Genomic DNA, 18,795 nt, shown 5'->3' on the forward strand with positions numbered 1-18,795 from the left:
CCTTTGCAAAAAAAATAAGCATGTCAAACATATATATTGGGTATCATTTTACTATTGAGCCTAAAGAACTAGGTTCTGAAATATTAATTGCAGAATTAGGAGAAAGAGCATTTGAGAGTTTTACAGAAACTGAAACCGGTATTTCTGCTTTTGTACAAAAGGATTTATGGGATGAAATGATTCTTGATGATATTCATATTTTACAGTCGGAAGAATTTACGATTGATTATACATTCGAAGAAATCGAGCAAGTAAACTGGAATGAAGAATGGGAAAAGAATTTTGAAGCTATAGATGTTGATGGAAATTGTCATGTCCGTGCGCCTTTTCACCCAAAAACAGATGCTGAATTCGATATTGTTATCGAACCAAAAATGAGTTTTGGAACAGGTCACCACGAGACAACCCACATGATGATACAGCATTTATTAGAAATGGATGTTACTGGAATGAAAACACTGGATATGGGATGCGGAACTGCTATTTTAGCAATACTTGCCGAGATGAAAGGAGCGCAACCAATTGATGCCATTGATATTGATAATTGGTGTTATTTAAATTCTATAGAGAATGCACAGCGTAATAATTGTAAACACATTACAGTTTATGAAGGTGAAGCAGCATTATTAGTTGGTAAAAAATACGATTTGATTATTGCCAATATCAACAGAAACATCTTGTTGAACGATATGCAAAGTTATGTTGACAGTTTAAACCCTAGTGGCACACTACTTTTAAGTGGCTTTTATCAGGAAGATATACCATTTATAGATGCTTCTTGTACTGAAAAAGGACTAACTTATGTTAAAAAATTTGAAAGAAACAATTGGGTATCTTTAAAATATGTAAATTAGAAGTATTATTTTTTTATTAATTACGAAAGTACAAAAACCTACAAAATGAGTACTAAAGAAAAAGTAAGAGAAAGAGTTAGTATTAAGGAAGCTATAAGTTTAGACAATGAAATAGTGGTTTACAACGATGATGTAAATACTTTTGACCATGTCATTGAAACTTTAATTCGTGTTTGTAATCACACTCCCGAACAAGCAGAACAATGTTCATTAATTGTACATTATAATGGAAAGTGTACGGTAAAAACAGGCCCATACGATAAATTAAAACCACAATGCACTCAATTATTAGAAGCAGGATTAAATGCGGAGATAATTTAAGAATAGTAAAACTTCCCTTTGAAAAATAAAATACTGTGAATAATTCATAAACATTCTCTTTTATTCTATATTTGAATAAAAAAAAGTGTTTTTATGGAAGAATATGGTAAAATTTTAGTTTTTGTAATGCCCGTCTTTTTGATATTGATTATCATCGAGAAAGTTTATGGGCATTACAAAGGGGAAGACACCGCTCCAAATATGGATTCTGTTTCAAGCGTAAGTTCTGGAATGGTTAACTCCTTGAAAGATGTTTTGGGGCTTAGTATAACTCTGGTTTCTTACGATTGGATTGTATCTAAAATAGCCTTATTCAATCTTGAAGCTAACTTTTTAACCTATTTTATTGGATTTATAGCTATTGATTTTTATGGCTATTGGAGCCATCGTTTGTCACATCAAATTAATTTTTTATGGAACAAACATGCCATTCACCACAGTAGTGAGGAATTCAATTTGGCTTGTGCCCTACGCCAACCTGTTTCCAGTTTCGTCAATTTGTTTACCTTTTTATTAATTCCGGCAGCTCTTTTAGGTGTTCCCTCCAAAGTGATTGCAATAACCCTACCGATTCATTTATTTCTTCAATTTTGGTACCACACCAAACACATTAAAAAGATTGGTTTTCTAGAAAACATACTGGTTTCTCCCTCCCATCATAGGGTACATCATGCTATCAACCCTGAATATATGGACAAAAACCATTCACAAATATTCATTATTTGGGATAAATTGTTTGGTACTTTTCAAGCGGAATTAGAAAGTGTTCCACCTGTTTTTGGAATCACAAGACCAGCTAGAACTTGGAATCCAATTCGGATTAATTTTCAGCATTTATGGTTACTAATTACCGATGCTTGGCGCGCCGAAAACTGGAAAGATAAGTTTACCATTTGGTTCAAACCAACGGGCTGGCGTCCAGAAAATTTTGAAGAAAAATATCCAGTAACTAAAATCACCAATGTCTATGATTTTGAAAAATATAGCCTTCAACATTCTAAAAAACTGATGTACTGGTCCTTGTTTCAAGCTATTATTACGTTGTTACTTATTAGTTATATGTATAATTCTATCGCCATAATAGGTTTGCCAAATGTATTTATTTACGGAGCATTCATTTTTCTTACGGTTTACAGTTATACGGAACTTATGGACACGCGAAAAATTTCTGTGTTTTGGGAAAGTATCCGGTTTGTATTTGGAATTGGACTGATTTTCTATTTTGGAGATTGGTTTGGCATGGATCAACTCTTTCCTTTTGCGAGTTATATTATTGGCGGTTACCTCCTTTTATCCTTAGCTGTAACGATATATTTTGTCAGCATTAATTTTGAAAAAGAAACAATGATTGTAGCTCAATCTTAAAAAGATAAAATGAAAAGTAACTTAATATTAAATAGGTTCATCGGGTTTAGTCTAGTCTATCTTTTGATAATTCTTTTTGGAAGAGAAGAAATTGCCTGGTTTTTGAAACCATTTTTATTGCCGTTTCTAATTCTGGCTGTTTATATACACGAAAGATTTATTACCAAAAAAGTTCTTTTGACATCTTTGACTTTGTCGTGGATAGGCGATATTATTTTGATGTTTGCTGACAAAGGAGAATTATATTTTATTGCCGGATTGATTGCTTTTTTACTTTCGCATATTTCTTATATTATACTGTTCAGCAAACAATTAAAGATTTATTTAAAGAAAAGCAAAATCATTTTCTGGGTGGGATTTACAGCAATTGCCTTTTATTTAATCGTAATGATGCTGATTTTATTACCAAGTTTGGGAGATTTAAAAATCCCTGTTTTTGTTTATGCTCTGACAATTTCCATCATGTTGTTATTTGCGCTCAAAGGGTTCTTAAACTGGCAAAAACCTGCAAGTATATATATTTTAATTGGTGCTATCGTTTTTGTAGCTTCAGACAGTATTTTAGCCTTTGATAAATTTTACGCACCATTGCAATACAGTTCCTTCTTGATTATGGCAACTTATTTAATTGCACAATACTTGATTGTTATTGGTATTTTGAAATTAAACAAAAAAAAAGTAGCATTCCCTCACGAGAATGCTACTTTGCTATGAAATTTCTAACGATTAATGAGGGAATTTATTTTTCAATAACCCATATAAATAAGTTCCCAAAAGAGCCCCGAAAAGCACTATCAGAACGGTCCAAAAACCTGCTCCAAGCAAGATGAATATTGGACCCGGACAAGAACCTACCAATGCCCAACCCAATCCAAAAAACAATCCGCCAATCCAGTATCGAGCAGATCCTTTTTCTTTATCTGGAATTTCTATAGATTCTCCTTTTATGTCTTTTATGTTATTTCTTTTTATGATTTGAATCCCAATAATTCCTGTCAAGATAGCCACCGAAATAATTCCGAACATGTGAAACGACTGAAATTGAAACATTTCATAAATGCGATACCAAGAAACGGCTTCTGATTTAGTCAGTACAATTCCGAAAACAAATCCAACTAATAAATATTTTAGTATATTTTTCATGCTTTTTATTTTAAATTTTAAATGATGATTGCTTAACTACTTTACAATTAATGGCAATAAGAAATGCGCCATTATCAAACCGCCGATGAAAAATCCAATAACTGCTTTCAAAGAGGGAATTTGTAAATTACTTAATCCTGAAATGGCATGTCCAGAAGTACAACCACCGGCATAACGAGAGCCAAAACCAATCAAAACGCCACCAATAAGCAATATGAAAATACTTTTTGGAGATTCCAAAATAGCTGTTCCAAAAAGTGCATCCGGCATTAATTTTCCGTTTGGAGCTTCAATACTAAGTTGTGCTAATTGTGCAATTGTTTTAGGGTTAATGTCTACATTTGAAGCATCACTCATAAAATGAACGGCAACAAAACCGCCTAACATAGCACCAAGAACGACTACTAAATTCCAGCGTTGTGCTTTCCAATCAAAATCAAAAAAAGCGACTCGTTTTCCTAAACCAGCCATCGAACAAAGCGAACGCAAATTAGAAGACATTCCGAAAGACTTCCCAAAATAAATAAGTGTTAACATAATCAAGCCGATTAAAAAACCGGAAACATACCAAGACCACGTTTGAAAAATAATATCCATATTGTTTTTTTGTGCAAAGATAAGATGCATTTTACGAGATTTTGGAAGAAATGCTAAATCAGGTGAAAAAGTGTGTATCCAAATTATTACGGGAACACGCAATAAGGTCTAAAGTTCTGTTTATATTTGTATTATTTAAATTACATGGTATTGTAATTGCTATTTAAATTTTACCTAATAAATTTACACTAAACATGAACAAATCAATCTTTTTTATTGCGTTACTAATTAGTATGGCTTCTTGCTCCAGTACACAATCTACATTGAAAAATACGGATGATAATGCACCAAACCTTACACTTTCTAAAGACAACACTTTTGTAATTACGGAATACAGTAAAGACAAAAAATATGGTTATGATAAAGATTATCCCATCAATATTTTCTTTAATAACACTAAAAACGAGACAATCAATCAAGGTCGGTTTTTGAACGCATTAGCAGGACCTAATGGTGAGAAAATCACGTTTACTAAATTAGAAAGCTGTTGTCCGTTTCCAACAAAAAGAAGTGAAATGGGTGCTGGATTTCTGGATGTTTATGAATTAAAATGGATTGGTCAGAAAAAACCAGTACTACTCTATTTGAACATCTATGAAAAAGGAATTTTGATGGTTCCAACGGGACTTTCATTGAAAAAATAATAGACTTAAAATCCCAAAACATCCTTACAAACCAAATCCCTAACTCTTATGGTCCCGAAGCCTCGGGAGAAATCCTCCCGTTTTTCAGGGAAATTGCAATCTCGTCCTAATGACGAGACAGGAAAAAGCTCCTAATAAAACGTTAATCCAATAAATTATTTGAAAATCATAAATCGGAAATCGTAAATCATAACTACCTTTGCACTTTCTAAAAAATTCATATTATGAACCTACAACATATTCCACAAATTAAATATACTGACAGCGGTAATTTCTTCCTACTTGCTGGTCCTTGCGCCATTGAAGGTGAAGAAATGGCGATGCGAATTGCCGAAAAACTAGTTGGAATTACTGATACTTTACAAATTCCTTTCGTTTTTAAGGGCTCTTTTAAGAAAGCAAACCGTTCTAGAATTGATAGTTTTTCAGGAATTGGAGATGAAAAAGCATTAAAAATCCTTAGAAAAGTTTCGGAAACATTTAAAGTTCCTACTGTTACGGATATTCATACGAATGAAGATGCGGATATGGCTGCTCAATATGTTGATGTGTTGCAAATCCCTGCTTTTTTAGTGCGTCAAACCGATTTAGTCGTGGCTGCTGCCAATACCGGAAAAGTAGTCAACTTGAAAAAAGGACAGTTTATGAGTCCGGAAAGCATGAAACATGCGGTTCAAAAAGTATTGGATTGTCACAATGAAAACGTGATGGTTACGGATAGAGGAACAATGTTTGGTTACCAAGACATGATCGTTGATTTTAGAGGAATTCCTACGATGCAACAATATGCTACTACTGTTCTTGATGTTACTCACTCACTACAACAACCCAACCAAACGGCTGGTGTAACTGGTGGAAGACCAGATATGATTGAAACTATTGCCAAAGCTGGTATTGCTGTAGGTGTAGATGGAATCTTTATTGAAACCCATTTTGATCCTGCTAATGCAAAAAGCGATGGAGCAAATATGTTGCATTTAGATTACTTTGAATCCTTAATGACCAAGTTAGTTGCCATTAGAAAAACAATAAATACATTTTAAATTTAGGACCCAAATACAGTGAAGCATTTTTTTTTATTTTCAGCATTCCTAATTATACTATTTACTAATACTACAATTGCACAGGAAAAAAAAATAATACAAGATCGATATACCAGTCATAACAAAGGTAAATTTTTTGTTTCATGGGGTGGAAATAGAGACAGTTATTCTAAATCTGATGTGACTTTTCGAGGTAAAGACTACAACTTTACTCTGGAGAACATTCAAGCACATGACAAACCAAAAGGATGGCATGTTGATTATATTAATCCATCTAGAATGACTATTCCTCAAACTAATTTTAGATTGGGATATTTTATAAATGATCATTACAGTGTTGCTATAGGAGTGGATCACATGAAATATGTGATGACGCAAGATAAAGCCGTAAACATTGATGGTTACTATCCTAATCCCGGATCATATAATGAGTTATTGCCAAATAATCAGGTGCTTTTGACCGAAGAGTTTCTACTTTATGAACACACCGATGGTTTAAATTATGTCAACAGTGAATTTTCAAGACACGATGATATTTCCTCTATTTTTAAAATCGAAAATACCGACAAAATTCAAGTTAATTTAACTGAAGGAGTTGGTTTTGGTTTATTGTATCCAAAAACAAATACAACATTATTAGGAAAAGAACGTCATGATGATTTTCATGTTTCAGGGTATGGTACTTCTTTGAAAGCAGGTTTAAATGTTACTTTTTTCAAGCACTTTTATATACAAGGAGAACTTAAAGGAGGCTACATCAATATGCAGGATATTAGAACAACGCAAAGTTCTGAGGATAGTGCTTCACAAGATTTTTTCTTTTTTCAGAGAATCATTGCAGTAGGAGGAATATTCAAAATATAATTCATCCTCAATCAAAAATTAAATAAGCTGTCATATATGATGGCTTTTTTTATGAATTTGATTTAAAAAAAACTAAAATATATAAAATTAATATCTGTTTGATTATTTGATTTTTTTTCTTTTTTTTAAATTTTAATTAGTTAAATTTAACCATCGGATTTGCTTGTTTCAAGTTGGGTAATTTTAATACAATATAATTCTTTAAAATTATAAATGATCAAAAATAACACCTCCACTTCTTCTTTAAAAACAGACTATCACTTTGATAATTTTTTTAATATATCAGCTGATTTTATATGTATCGCAGGATTTGATGGCTATTTCAAGAGAATAAATCCGGCTGTTTCAAAATTATTAGGCTTTACGGAAGAGGAATTATATTCTCGACCAATCAGCAGTTTTGTATATACTGCCGACCTCCAAATTACTTTAGAAACCAGAGAACAAGTATATAAAAATAAGCCTCTTTTGAATTTTGAAAACCGCTATTTAACTAAAAGCGGGGAAATTGTATGGTTATCATGGACATCAATGCCTGTTGATTCCGAGAAATTAGTGTATGCAATTGCCAAAAACATTACCCATAAAAAAAGAATGGAAGAAGAGCGCAATTTGCTCATTGCAAATTTGACGCAAATCAACAAAGAACTAACAGTTTTGTCTCATAAAACTTCGCATGATTTAAAGTCACCGATAAATAACATGCTTTCTGTTTTCAGTCTCATTGATGTTTCAAAAATCAATGATCCAGAAACGTTGGAGTTAGTAGAAATTCTTAAATTAACTAGTGAAAATTTAAAACAAACTTTAAATGATTCTATTGATCAATTAGTAGAAAACGAGAGTATTAATACTCAAATTGAAGAAATAAATTTAAATGAATCCCTTAGTGAAGTGCTTACTTCCATAAATTCTTTAGTTTGCGATTCAAAAGCAATTGTTAATGTTGACTTTTCCGCATTTGAGAATATTACTTTTAACAAAGCATACATCAAAAGTATATTTTTGAATTTACTTACTAATTCCATTAAATATGCAAAACCACATCATGTACCCGTTATTACTATCCAAACCAGAAAATTAAATGGAGTAAATCAATTAATTTTTTCTGATAATGGACTTGGTTTTGATATGGATAAGGTGAAGGATAAGATTTTTGGATTGTATGAAAAATTCCACAATAACATAGACAGCAATGGTATAGGATTATATTTAGTGTATAATCACATTACTAGTTTAGGCGGGAGAATCGCCGTGGAGAGTAAAATAAATGAAGGTGCTACATTCACAATTTCCTTCAAATATTGAAAAAAAACAGCATGTAGCATCTTCAAAAATTAGGGTGTTTTTATTTTACAATTCCATTCTGATCTATCAAATACATAAGTGAAGCCATAGTTGCCGCTCCTAGTTCCAACTCTCTTTTATTGACAGCATCAAAAGTGTCATTTGCAGCATGATGATAATCAAAATAACGCTGTGAATCCGGCTGTAATCCTACCTTTACGATGTGACTGGATTGTAACGGACCAATATCAACACCAGAATGCCCTTTTACAAATTTGTGGATTAAATAGGGTTCGAATAACGAGGCCCAACTACTAATTTTATTGAAATTAGCTTCATCAGCTTCAATTGAAAAACCTCTTGGAGAAAACCCGCCCGAATCACTTTCTAAAGCGAAAATATGGTTCTCGTTGTTTTTATTGGACTGTGTTTCATATTCTTTTCCGCCTCGAACACCGTTTTCCTCGTTCATAAACAAAACCACACGCAACGTGTTTTTAGGTTTGTAACCAATATTTTTGAAGATATTCAACACTTCCATACTTTGGACACATCCTGCTCCATCGTCATGAGAACCATCTCCAAGATCCCAAGAATCCAGGTGACCTCCAACAACCATTATTCTTTCAGGATGTTCAGATCCCGTCATTTCACCAACCACATTATAGGATAAAACATCCTCAAATGTTTGACATGATTGTTTCAAGTAAAAAGTTGCATTGGGATTCGATTTCAAACTTTTACTCAAAAGTTCGGCACCGTTGGTACTAATAGCAGTTGCTGGAATCCGTTGCTCTTTTGCAATGTCGCCGTAATTAGTTGCACCGGTATGCGGGAAATCATCTAATCTTAAGTTCATAGAACGTACAATCACTGCCAAAGCACCTAATTTTCCTGCCTCTCTGGCTCCTGATGATCTCTGGTCCACGCAACCACTGTAAGCTTTAAATGTTTCTACAAACTCAGGATTCATGGGTCTGTTAAAGAAAATGATTTTACCTTTAACTTTTGCTTCGCCAAGCGCTGCTAGTTCTTCTAAACTTTTTACTTCTATCACATTGGCATTCAATCCAGCTTTTGGTGTCGCTACAGAACCTCCTAAGGCACAAATGGGGAACGTTATTTTTTGTTTCCCTACCTGTAAATAAGCGATTTCTTTTTCGCCTCTCACCCATTTTGGCACCATTACTTCTTGAAGGTACACTTTATCTAAACCCAAAGTTTCTAATTGTGCTTTAGTATACAAAACGGCTTTTTCTGCTCCTGTGGAACCTGATAATCGGGATCCGATGGTATTGGACAAATGATCCAGCCAAGGATAACATTTGGCATTGGTTAAGGAAGATTTGTAAATTTCCTTTAAAGTTTGTTCCTCTTTAGTTTGCGCAAATACGGTGATTCCACCAAATAAAAGTGCGGCTAAAACAATTGATTTTTTCATAATAAATTTGGAGCTTTTTTTGGTATTCTTCTTTATAATTTTGGTTTTGGTTGCTGTTGCAATTTCGTAATTCTTTACGAATATATAAGGTGAGATTCAAAAAAAAAATCCTGCAAGTTTTAAAGCTCTTGCAGGATATCCTATTTAATTTATCAGTTCGAAACTGATTGCTGTTCCTCCTCCTGGAGCTAAATTCAACTTAATTTTTGATTTGCTGGACACTGTCATCGTGCTAATTTTATAAGCAATTGGATTATTTTTCCAATCGGCATTTTTAGCATCTTCATAAATGATCGCTTTGTATTTTTTTCCTTTGGTTAAGAAGTCTAACTTTATTTCTGATGTTCTGGCATTCTCATCGGTGATTGCTCCTAAAAACCACGTTTCCTTTCCTTTGGTTTTTCGGGCAACCGTAACATAATCACCCGGCTCCGCTTCTAAATATTTGCTTTCATCCCAATCCGTTTCAACATCTTTGATAAACTGAAAAGCATCTGGATATTTATCGTAATTTTCTAATAAATCAGCCGCCATTTGCAACGGCGAATACATGGTTACGTATAAGGCCAGTTGCTTGGCTAAAGTGGTATGAACCTGCTCCGTTTTATTTTTATCATAATAACTCATTTTGATTTCAAAAATTCCTGGCGTGTAATCCATAGGTCCGCCCAGTTGTCTTGTAAAAGGCAAAATAGTTTCGTGCATCGGTGGATTTCCAACGCTCCAAGCATTGAATTCATTTCCACGAGCTGCTTCGGCAGCGATATAATTAGGATACGTTCTTCCAAAACCAGTTGGTCTTGACGATTCATGAGAGTTAATCATAACCTTATAATCGGCAGCGCGTCTTACCACAAAATTAAAATGATTCACCATTGATTGTCCATCATGAAACTCGCCACGCGGAATAATTTTACCCACATAACCTGATTTTACTGCTGGATATTCGTATTTTTTCATCAAATCAAAAGCACGATCTAAATGTCTTTCGTAATTACTGACAGAACCCGATGTTTCATGATGCATAATCATTTTGACATTTTTTTCTTTGGCGTAAGCCGAAAGAGAAGCAATATCAAAATCCGGATACGGCGTTGTAAAATCAAAAACTTCCTCTTTCCAGTTTCCGTTCCAATCTTCCCAACCTACATTCCAGCCTTCTACCAATACGCCATCAAAACCATTTTTTGCAGCAAAATCAATGTATCGTTTCGTATTTTCGGTAGTAGCACCGTGCTTTCCTGACGCTTTTGGTGCATCTGCAAAATTAGTGGCATTTTGAGAACCTGCATAATCCCAAGTCGATTTCCCTACGTGCATTTCCCACCAAATTCCAACATATTTCATAGGTTTTATCCAAGACGTATCTTCTAATTTCGATGGTTCGTTTAGGTTTAAAATCATTTTAGAAGCCACAATATCTCTGGCATCATCGCTAATCATGATAGTTCTCCAAGGCGACACACAAGGCGTTTGCAAATAGGCTTTGTCACCAATGGCATTCGGAACTAATTCGGCTTTTAATTTATAATTTGTCACATCAGCATTCAAATGCATGACCGGATAATTAACGACAGCCGCTTCAAAAATATTGAGATACAAACCTGATGGCGCTTTCATCATCAACGGTGTTTGAACCATGTATTTCCCTGGAATCGATTTCACTCCAATTCCGTTGTTCATATTAATTTTGCTATTATCAATTTCAGAAAACTTAGTTTCGTTGTATTCGTATTCATTGCTGTCGAAATCGCCTGGAAGCCAAAATACCTTATTATTTTCGGTTAAATTGAATTGGGTAACCTCATCAGAGATGATGAAATAATTCAGCTCCGCTTGTTTTGGAAAATCATATCTGAAAGCTACTCCTTCATCAAATACTCTAAAAATGATATTCATTTTTACCTTAGTTTCCTTGTTGATCAGCGAAACATTAAGTTCATTATAGTGATTAAGAATACTAGCTTGTTCTCCCAAAACTGGTTTCCATGATTCGTTGAAGCTGGAAGTTTTTGAAGTCAGGATATCAAAATTAGCGTCTAAAGCTGGTTTATCTTTTAATTTTATACCTAAAGCGCTTTCTAAAACGACCGCTTTGTTTTTGTAATTTACGGAATAGAAAGGTTGCCCATTTGTTCCTAATTTGAAATTTAAGGCGATTTTACCTGATGGCGATTGAACGCTTTGGGCATTCCCAAAACTGAACAAAGCGATTAGAAAAAGAGAAAATAAATATTTCATTTTTGAATGATTTTATTGAATGGATAAAAGTAAATAAAATAGCTGTTTTTCATAGTATGACTTTTAACAAATACTGCATTTTTATTTAAAAAAACCCTTCAGTACTACTACTGAAGGGCCGATCATAAATAAACAAACCAAACATTTACTTAATCAACACAAAATCAACTTTATTATTAGTGCTAGAATCCGTACCTATAAAAACCTGAAAAGTACCAGGTTCTGCGATAAACTGTAAATCCGAATTATAAAATTTTAATTCTTCAAGAGAGATTTCAAAAGTTACTGTTTGTTTTTCTCCTTTTTTAAGAGCAATTTTCTGGAATCCTTTTAACTCTTTTAAAGGCCTTGTAACAGATCCTACTAGATCTCTTATGTACAACTGAACTACTTCTTTACCATCATAATTTCCTGTATTGGTCACATCAACAGTCACTTTTACTTTTTCATTGAAGTTCATTTTATCGGATGAAATTTTCAAATTCGAGTAATCGAATGTGGTATAACTCAATCCAAAACCAAACGGATATAGAGGTTCATTTCTTTCGTCGATATAATTCGATCTAAATTTTTCGAACTTCCCTTCTTTATTACCTAACGGTCTTCCCGTATTTTTTTGATTGTAATAAATCGGCACTTGACCAACACTCCTTGGAAAAGTAGCCGTTAATTTTCCTGAAGGGTTTTCATCTCCAAACAAAACATCCGCAATAGCACTTCCTGCTTCACTTCCTGCAAACCAAGTATTCAAAATAGCCGGAACTGTTTCGTTTTCCTGTACCAATACTAATGGACGACCTGTAAATAAAACTAACACAACCGGTTTTCCTGTTTTCAATAAGGCTTGCAATAAGTCTTTTTGCGCTTGTGGAATCTCTAAGTTCGTTCTGCTACTGCTTTCTCCGGACATTTCTGCTGATTCACCTAAAGCCGCTACAATTACATCAGATTGATTGGCAATTTTCAAGGCTTCAGCCAATAATTCTTGGGAAGTTCTGTTGTCGCGGTGTAAGGTTTTACCAAACATGGTTGCTTTTTCTTCGAAAGCTGCATCATAATCCAGATTGCTTCCTTTGGCGTAAAGCACTTTAGTATCCTTCCCTGCCACTTCTTTGATTCCTGCTACTAATGAAATGGATTTATCCATATTAGTAGCCACACTCCAAGTACCTGCCATATTTTCTTTGGCATCAGCCAATGGTCCGATTAAAGCAATCGTACCTGATTTTTTCAAAGGAAGTAACTGATTGTTATTTTTTAATAATACTAACGATTGTGCTGAAATTGCTCGTGCTTCGGCTCTGTGGTTTTTTGTGAAAATTTCTGTTTTCGCTCTATTTTCATCACAATATTTATACGGATCATGGAACAAACCCAAATCATATTTCGCATTCAAAATAAGACGCGTTGCATTATCGATTTGTTCGATCGTTACTTTTCCTTCCTCCAATGATTTTTTTAAAGTCGTCAGGAAACCTTCGCCCACCATATCCATTTCAATTCCGGCATTCAAAGCCAAAGCAGAAACAGTTTGTAAATCTCCCATTCCGTGTTCAATCATTTCCGGAATTCCGGTAAAATCAGTAACTACAAATCCGTCAAATCCCCATTGTTTTCTTAAAACATCTGTCATCAACCACTTATTTCCAGTAGCAGGAATTCCATCAATTTCATTGAAAGACGCCATTACCGAACCAACGCCGGCATCAATAGCGGCTTTGTAAGGCGGAAAATAATCGTTATACATTTTTATTCGGCTCATATCAACCGTGTTGTAATCACGTCCTGCTTCTGGCGCACCATACAAAGCAAAATGTTTCACACATGATAAAATGGTATTGTTCTTAGACAAATCATTTTGTTGATACCCATTGACCATTGCTTTTGCAATTTGGCTTCCCAAAAATGGATCTTCACCCGAACCTTCTGAAACTCTTCCCCAGCGTGGATCACGAGAAATGTCTACCATAGGCGAAAACGTCCAGTTGATTCCATCAGCACTTGCTTCTTTGGCAGCGATTTGGGCAGAGCGCTCAATTAATTTCATATCCCAAGTAGCTGACAATCCCAGCGGAATAGGAAAAGTCGTTTCGTAACCGTGAATAACATCCATCCCAAAAAGTAACGGAATTTTCAAGCGGCTTTTTTCGACAGCAATTTTCTGTACTTCTTTTATTTTCTGAACTGATTTGATGTTGAATAACCCACCTACTTTTCCGTCTTCGATATTCTTAGCCACATTAGAACTACTGGCTGCACCGGTAGTAATATCACCCGAAGTTGGCAAATTCAATTGTCCAATTTTCTCTTCCAAAGTCATTTTCGAAAGTAACTCTGCAACGAACTCTGTTTTCGGTTTAATTTTAACCTCCTTTTTAGATGTCTTTTTTTGGCTATAGCCAAAAAGCGAAATTCCAAAAAGTAGTATGATCAATTTAATTTTCATTTTGTCTGTTTTTTATTTGTTTGAACATCCAATCATAAATTTCTTGGTTGTCATATACTCGTGACCAACTGTCGTGATTGGCATCATCAAAAATTGTCAGCGTCACATTAGTATTACAGGTTTTTAATTTTTTATACATCGCAATAGAATACTCTACATTCACGACATCATCCAGTAATCCATGAAAAATCCGGGTAGGAATGGATGCAATTTTACAGTTTTCAATCATTGGAATTCTATCTACGTAACCTGCAATAGGCACCAAAGCGGCAAAGATTTCAGGATGTGCAACAACTAGATTCCAAGCGCCCCAAGCTCCCATACTAAGACCTGTGAGATAAATTCTGCTACTATCAATATTGTTCTCTTTTTGGATTTTTAAAATCAAACGATACAATACTTCCTCATTCCAATATTCATTTTCCGGACATTGCGGTGACAATACATACGCGTCTAATTCGTGACTTTTCAAATACTTGAATGGTCCATGCTCTTTTACTTTTTGGATATCTGTTCCTTTTTCACCAGAACCGTGAAGAAAAACAATCAGTGGCTTTTTATCTTTAGTATCCTTTGGAATATGTAAAGCATACGCTAATTCGCGTTTTTGAACGATTTCGGTTTTTATTGTACCAATTTCATCCTTTTGGGCAAGAGAAACAATGGAAAATAATAACGCGACTATTGCTAATTTATATTTCATCTAAAAATTTATTTTAAAATCCATATTGAGTGGACGAAAAACCTAATGTTTTCAACCCCACTTTTACCTCAGGTGCCTGCATAAATAATTTCCAAATCAATCCGGTACGATGATTCTCAATCATAGGAACAATTGCTCCTTGATCAATAGCTAAATAACGTGGTGTTACCCAATTATAATGAGGCGAAAAGGCATCATAAGGTCCGGCAACTCCAACTAAAGTGCTCTTTTTTTCATCGTATAAATAATGTAAAAACTTCATGCTTTCCGCAGGTGTAAATGGAAAAGAAGATAAAGCTGCTGTAGGTGAAATTACTCCCGTATCATTCAATGGTTGGTGCGCTGTATATCCTGTAGTACCGTCGGGATTTCTGGTGTAACTAGCAGTAAGTCCCCAACATTTATCGGAATAACCCGCCCATTGTTTTGGATTGGCAATACAATATTGATTGATGATTTTAGAATGATTTTGTGTCACTGTCCAATAATTGGCATAGGCATCCGTTAATCCTCGTGGATCCATTCCCAAATAGGAATATTGCGCCCAAAACAAAGGCCCAACATTTCCTGTAGCACCATTATAATTAAAAATTACCGGTATTCCATATTGAGAATTTCCGTTTGTGATTGCACCGTTACGAGCCCAAGCTTGATGATACGCTGCAGCTGGAATTGGATGTGTTGGAGAAGCAGCACCCATTACGTAAGTAATTAAACATTCGTTATAACCTTCTAGTTTGAAATTCATTTCCCAACCATAATTAGGAGACCAGTGCCAATACATGGCATTTTCTCCTTTTGTGTACCAATCCCACTCTACGCCTTTCCACAACTCATCTGCTTTGTTGGCTAAGACTTTTTCAGCAGTGTTTCCGTTTTTAAAATATTCTCTAACGGTTAATAATCCTTGACATAAAAAAGAAGTTTCAACAATATCTCCACCATTATCTTTTGTTCCAAAAGGGATTACTTTTCCTGTCGTCCCATTTATCCAGTGCGGCCATGCACCATGAAAACGTTCTGCGTTTTCCAAAAAGGTCATTGCTGTAGTAAGGCGAGAAACTGCTTCGGCTCTTGGTACAAAACCTCGTTCCACACCTACAATAAGTGTCATCAACCCAAATCCTGAACCTCCAGTTGTAATAATATTAGCTTCAAAACTAGGATCTTCAGTAAGGTAACGTTCCCGTGCCAATTTTGAATTGGTTTCGGCATATTCCCAAAAATATTTGATAGCATCTTTTTGTACTTGATCCATCGCTTCGGTATCAGTTAAAGGAACTGAAGGCACAGTCGGACTCGTTGGTAATGGAGTACCGCCGCCTTTTCCTTCAGGAGACGATGATGAACAAGAAATAAAAAGATTTAAAAAAATTAGTCCGTATAAGTACTTTTTCATTTTTATAAAATAAAAGTATTAATAATTGAAAAAACACCTAGTTTATAGAAAACTAGGTGAATAAGAGTGCTTTTATCTGTTGTCTTTTTCTAATTTATATAAAGCAACAACTTCATTATCTGAAAGAGCAGCATTGTATATCCTGAACTCATCCATCATGCCTGTATAATTCAACATCCAGCCATCAGCAGCTCCCCATGGAGCACCTAAATGCTGTTGAAATCCTCCAATAATGAATTTTGAGACATTCGAATTGGCAAGATCACCATAACCAACTCCACCGGTAAGAGGATCACTTGCGTATCTCTTACTTATTGATGTAGGCAAATCAAGCTTTTGTCCATCAATATAGATGCTGTAAGTAGAACTAGCTCCGCTGTATGTCCATACAACATGTTTCCATGTTCCAAACATATTTGTTAGAACATTTGCACCACCATGCTCTATAAACTGACCTGACCAAGCAATACTAGGAGTTACATCTTTTTGAATGTGATTTTTTACTAACATCGTTGTTGCAGGACCTGTACCTTCAACTAATGAGAAAATATTACCCCAAAAATCTGTAGTTTTTGGCAACATAAATAATGACTGTGCTCCTCCTGTATGTGGATTTGTATTAATCCACATAGAAACGGTAATACTTTTTACATCAACCAAAGAACTTGCCACTGCGCTGTAAGCAATAAAAGAACTTGAAGATCCTTTATAAGCCATTCCTTTAATCCCGTTTCCATAAGTTACATTTTTACCTACTCCACCTGTTATTCCATTTTTTGAATCAGCAATACTGTTCTCAAAACTAAATTTAGTAATTAAGTTTGCTGCAGCAACATCATCTGAACTTTCATACCCACCAATTGCTTCATAAGCAATTGGTGCATTAACTTTATCTATACTATCCTCGTTACAGCTCACAAAAAATTGTGAAACTAAAACAGAAGCAAATAAGAAAATATATTTATTTTTTTTCATTTTACTTTTTTTTAAAATTAATAACCAGGATTCTGTGTTGATAATCCACCTGCTTGTGTAATGAAAGCTTGTGGCAATGGAAACAATTCATGTTTACCTGCAACAAATGTTTTTCCATGAATAGCAAATGCAGCGACAGCTTGTCCTGTTCGCACTAAATCAAAGAATCTATCGTGCTCAAATGCCATTTCTACTCTTCTTTCTTTCCAAATCGCAGTTTTTACATCGCCTTGAGAAACAGCAGTTGTATTCCCTAATCCAGCTCTTGTTCTAATTTGGTTCAACAAAAGAATCGCAGCAGGAGTTTGATTCAATTCATTTAGCGCTTCGGCTTTCATTAATAAAACCTCAGCGTATCTCAAATATTTGATATTCACATCGGTTTCCCAACCATCTGTAAAAGCAGAAGAATATGCTTTATAATTGTATCTTGGATTTTCAACCGTCAATGGTACTACCCTGCCATCATATAATGTAGTTCCTGCAAAAATGATTGTTGCATTTTTTCTTACATCACCCGTTTCATAAGCATTTACTAAACTTTGAGATGGTGTGTTGAAACCCCAACCCCAACCACCGGCACCACGAGCACCTTGTGTGTTAGAATAACCTGAAATTCCTTTGGCTGGTACAGAACCTGTTCCTTGGATTTCAAAAATAGATTCGGCATCATTCTCTCCTGCCAATTTATACATAGAAGCATAATCCGAAACAATAGCATATCCTGTAACCAAATTACAGTTGTCCACAACTTTCTGCCAGTTCTTTTGGTATAAATTTATTTTTGCCAATAAAGCGTAGGCAGCTCCTTTTGAAGCTCTTCCTTTTTCAGATGCAGCATATTCTGATTTATTTGGCAATACCGCAATAGCATCATTCAAATCACTTTCGATATAAGCATATACTTCGGCACTTGATTTACGCGTTAACTGCATGATTCTGTCTTCTTCAGAAGAAGGATTTGGTAAATGATCAATAATAGGAACACCACCATAGGTTTTCACCAAAGTAAAATACATAAAAGCTCTTAAAAACTTAGCTTCACCCAATAATCTTGCTCGTAAAGCAGGATTAGCTTTGTCTAATTGCGGAATAATACTTAATGCTTGATTGCATCTGTTAATTCCTTCGTAATTAGCTGCGAAAATCTCACTTGTTGATGGCGTTGAAGCATTATAGGTCAAGGCATCCATTAAATCTTTATCTGAGCCTGTATCTCCTGGAGACGATCCTTTGTCAGCATCATCAGAAGCAATACTTGACAACCCAATCCAAGAAAATGAAGTCATGTTCCAATCTAAAAACTTACTGTAGATTGCCGTTACAAAAGTGGCTGCTCCTGCATCGTTATTGAATAATTCAATATCTTTTGTAGAAATAGATTCTGTTTGATCTACATCTAAATAGTCGTTTGAACATCCCGAGAAAAAGTATGCGGATAGCGCAAAAATTGATATATATATCTTTTTCAT

The 18,795-nt window shown here is 34.8% G+C and carries 17 protein-coding genes; 8 read left to right on the forward strand and 9 right to left on the reverse strand.

The genetic code is table 11. The features are described 5' to 3' along the window. Positions 1-20 precede the first annotated feature (20 nt). The 4 genes from prmA (at position 21) to ACNQF8_RS14415 (ending at position 3,254) form a co-directional block, all read left to right on the forward strand. The gene (gene prmA / locus ACNQF8_RS14400) at positions 21-854 is read left to right on the forward strand and encodes a 50S ribosomal protein L11 methyltransferase (RefSeq protein ID WP_417951384.1); all 834 of its coding nucleotides are present in this window, start codon (positions 21-23) and stop codon (positions 852-854) included. A gap of 45 nt (positions 855-899) precedes the next feature. After that, complete coding sequence (locus ACNQF8_RS14405; RefSeq protein ID WP_315210431.1) at positions 900-1,175, forward strand: ATP-dependent Clp protease adaptor ClpS; 276 nt, start codon at positions 900-902, stop codon at positions 1,173-1,175. A 93-nt stretch (positions 1,176-1,268) separates the two neighbouring features. Further along, positions 1,269-2,540, forward strand: coding sequence for a sterol desaturase family protein (locus ACNQF8_RS14410; protein WP_417953824.1), 1,272 nt, complete (start codon positions 1,269-1,271; stop codon positions 2,538-2,540). 9 nt (positions 2,541-2,549) lie between these two features. Next, positions 2,550-3,254, forward strand: coding sequence for a lysoplasmalogenase (locus ACNQF8_RS14415; protein WP_417953823.1), 705 nt, complete (start codon positions 2,550-2,552; stop codon positions 3,252-3,254). 12 nt (positions 3,255-3,266) lie between these two features. On the opposite strand, the gene ACNQF8_RS14420 is transcribed toward ACNQF8_RS14415, so the two are convergent. Continuing rightward, on the reverse strand, positions 3,267-3,683 hold the full coding sequence (locus ACNQF8_RS14420; protein WP_417953822.1) for a DUF6691 family protein: 417 nt from the start codon (positions 3,681-3,683) through the stop codon (positions 3,267-3,269). Positions 3,684-3,719: 36 nt separating this feature from the next. Next, complete coding sequence (locus ACNQF8_RS14425) at positions 3,720-4,280, reverse strand: YeeE/YedE family protein (RefSeq protein WP_417953852.1); 561 nt, start codon at positions 4,278-4,280, stop codon at positions 3,720-3,722. A gap of 194 nt (positions 4,281-4,474) precedes the next feature. On the opposite strand from ACNQF8_RS14425, the gene ACNQF8_RS14430 reads away from it, so the two are divergent. The 4 genes from ACNQF8_RS14430 (at position 4,475) to ACNQF8_RS14445 (ending at position 8,139) form a co-directional block, all read left to right on the forward strand. Further along, positions 4,475-4,924: a 2-dehydro-3-deoxyphosphooctonate aldolase gene (locus ACNQF8_RS14430; protein ID WP_417953821.1), complete on the forward strand. Its 450-nt coding sequence runs from the start codon at positions 4,475-4,477 to the stop codon at positions 4,922-4,924. Between the two features lie 224 nt (positions 4,925-5,148). Continuing rightward, positions 5,149-5,967, forward strand: a complete 819-nt coding sequence (gene kdsA / locus ACNQF8_RS14435) for a 3-deoxy-8-phosphooctulonate synthase (RefSeq protein ID WP_315210417.1) — start codon at positions 5,149-5,151, stop codon at positions 5,965-5,967. Positions 5,968-5,985: 18 nt separating this feature from the next. After that, complete coding sequence (locus ACNQF8_RS14440) at positions 5,986-6,831, forward strand: hypothetical protein (RefSeq protein ID WP_315210414.1); 846 nt, start codon at positions 5,986-5,988, stop codon at positions 6,829-6,831. Between the two features lie 213 nt (positions 6,832-7,044). After that, on the forward strand, positions 7,045-8,139 hold the full coding sequence (locus ACNQF8_RS14445; RefSeq protein WP_417953820.1) for a PAS domain-containing sensor histidine kinase: 1,095 nt from the start codon (positions 7,045-7,047) through the stop codon (positions 8,137-8,139). Positions 8,140-8,179: 40 nt separating this feature from the next. On the opposite strand, the gene ACNQF8_RS14450 is transcribed toward ACNQF8_RS14445, so the two are convergent. From ACNQF8_RS14450 to ACNQF8_RS14480, 7 genes are all read right to left on the reverse strand, one after another. Beyond that, the gene (locus ACNQF8_RS14450; protein ID WP_417953819.1) at positions 8,180-9,559 is read right to left on the reverse strand and encodes a M28 family peptidase; all 1,380 of its coding nucleotides are present in this window, start codon (positions 9,557-9,559) and stop codon (positions 8,180-8,182) included. A gap of 144 nt (positions 9,560-9,703) precedes the next feature. Further along, positions 9,704-11,800, reverse strand: coding sequence for a glycoside hydrolase family 97 protein (locus tag ACNQF8_RS14455; RefSeq protein ID WP_417953818.1), 2,097 nt, complete (start codon positions 11,798-11,800; stop codon positions 9,704-9,706). A gap of 145 nt (positions 11,801-11,945) precedes the next feature. Continuing rightward, positions 11,946-14,246, reverse strand: a complete 2,301-nt coding sequence (bglX, locus tag ACNQF8_RS14460; protein ID WP_417953817.1) for a beta-glucosidase BglX — start codon at positions 14,244-14,246, stop codon at positions 11,946-11,948. Beyond that, positions 14,236-14,949 carry a carboxylesterase family protein gene (locus ACNQF8_RS14465; RefSeq protein WP_417953816.1) on the reverse strand — a complete coding sequence of 238 codons (714 nt, stop codon included), beginning with the start codon at positions 14,947-14,949 and terminating at the stop codon, positions 14,236-14,238. Before ACNQF8_RS14465 ends, bglX begins: the two co-directional genes overlap by 11 nt. Positions 14,950-14,962: 13 nt before the next feature. Next, entirely contained in the window at positions 14,963-16,348 is a 1,386-nt protein-coding gene (locus tag ACNQF8_RS14470) for a glucoamylase family protein (protein ID WP_417953815.1), read from the reverse strand. 72 nt (positions 16,349-16,420) lie between these two features. Then, positions 16,421-17,323: a LamG domain-containing protein gene (locus ACNQF8_RS14475; RefSeq protein ID WP_315210395.1), complete on the reverse strand. Its 903-nt coding sequence runs from the start codon at positions 17,321-17,323 to the stop codon at positions 16,421-16,423. Between the two features lie 17 nt (positions 17,324-17,340). Continuing rightward, positions 17,341-18,795, reverse strand: a complete 1,455-nt coding sequence (locus tag ACNQF8_RS14480) for a RagB/SusD family nutrient uptake outer membrane protein (protein ID WP_315210392.1) — start codon at positions 18,793-18,795, stop codon at positions 17,341-17,343.

This window comes from Flavobacterium labens (assembly GCF_048286755.1).
In the GTDB taxonomy this organism is placed as follows: Bacteria; Bacteroidota; Bacteroidia; order Flavobacteriales; family Flavobacteriaceae; genus Flavobacterium.

Excerpts from the sequence above, each read along its gene's own strand:
- prmA (WP_417951384.1), top strand. The coding sequence starts at position 21 with ATGTCAAACATATATATTGGGTATCATTTTACTATTGAGCCTAAAGAA.
- ACNQF8_RS14405 (WP_315210431.1), top strand. The coding sequence starts at position 900 with ATGAGTACTAAAGAAAAAGTAAGAGAAAGAGTTAGTATTAAGGAAGCT.
- ACNQF8_RS14410 (WP_417953824.1), top strand. The coding sequence starts at position 1,269 with ATGGAAGAATATGGTAAAATTTTAGTTTTTGTAATGCCCGTCTTTTTG.
- ACNQF8_RS14415 (WP_417953823.1), top strand. The coding sequence starts at position 2,550 with ATGAAAAGTAACTTAATATTAAATAGGTTCATCGGGTTTAGTCTAGTC.
- ACNQF8_RS14420 (WP_417953822.1), bottom strand. The coding sequence starts at position 3,683 with ATGAAAAATATACTAAAATATTTATTAGTTGGATTTGTTTTCGGAATT.
- ACNQF8_RS14425 (WP_417953852.1), bottom strand. The coding sequence starts at position 4,280 with ATGGATATTATTTTTCAAACGTGGTCTTGGTATGTTTCCGGTTTTTTA.
- ACNQF8_RS14430 (WP_417953821.1), top strand. The coding sequence starts at position 4,475 with ATGAACAAATCAATCTTTTTTATTGCGTTACTAATTAGTATGGCTTCT.
- kdsA (WP_315210417.1), top strand. The coding sequence starts at position 5,149 with ATGAACCTACAACATATTCCACAAATTAAATATACTGACAGCGGTAAT.
- ACNQF8_RS14445 (WP_417953820.1), top strand. The coding sequence starts at position 7,045 with ATGATCAAAAATAACACCTCCACTTCTTCTTTAAAAACAGACTATCAC.
- ACNQF8_RS14450 (WP_417953819.1), bottom strand. The coding sequence starts at position 9,559 with ATGAAAAAATCAATTGTTTTAGCCGCACTTTTATTTGGTGGAATCACC.
- ACNQF8_RS14455 (WP_417953818.1), bottom strand. The coding sequence starts at position 11,800 with ATGAAATATTTATTTTCTCTTTTTCTAATCGCTTTGTTCAGTTTTGGG.
- bglX (WP_417953817.1), bottom strand. The coding sequence starts at position 14,246 with ATGAAAATTAAATTGATCATACTACTTTTTGGAATTTCGCTTTTTGGC.
- ACNQF8_RS14465 (WP_417953816.1), bottom strand. The coding sequence starts at position 14,949 with ATGAAATATAAATTAGCAATAGTCGCGTTATTATTTTCCATTGTTTCT.
- ACNQF8_RS14470 (WP_417953815.1), bottom strand. The coding sequence starts at position 16,348 with ATGAAAAAGTACTTATACGGACTAATTTTTTTAAATCTTTTTATTTCT.
- ACNQF8_RS14475 (WP_315210395.1), bottom strand. The coding sequence starts at position 17,323 with ATGAAAAAAAATAAATATATTTTCTTATTTGCTTCTGTTTTAGTTTCA.
- ACNQF8_RS14480 (WP_315210392.1), bottom strand. The coding sequence starts at position 18,795 with ATGAAAAAGATATATATATCAATTTTTGCGCTATCCGCATACTTTTTC.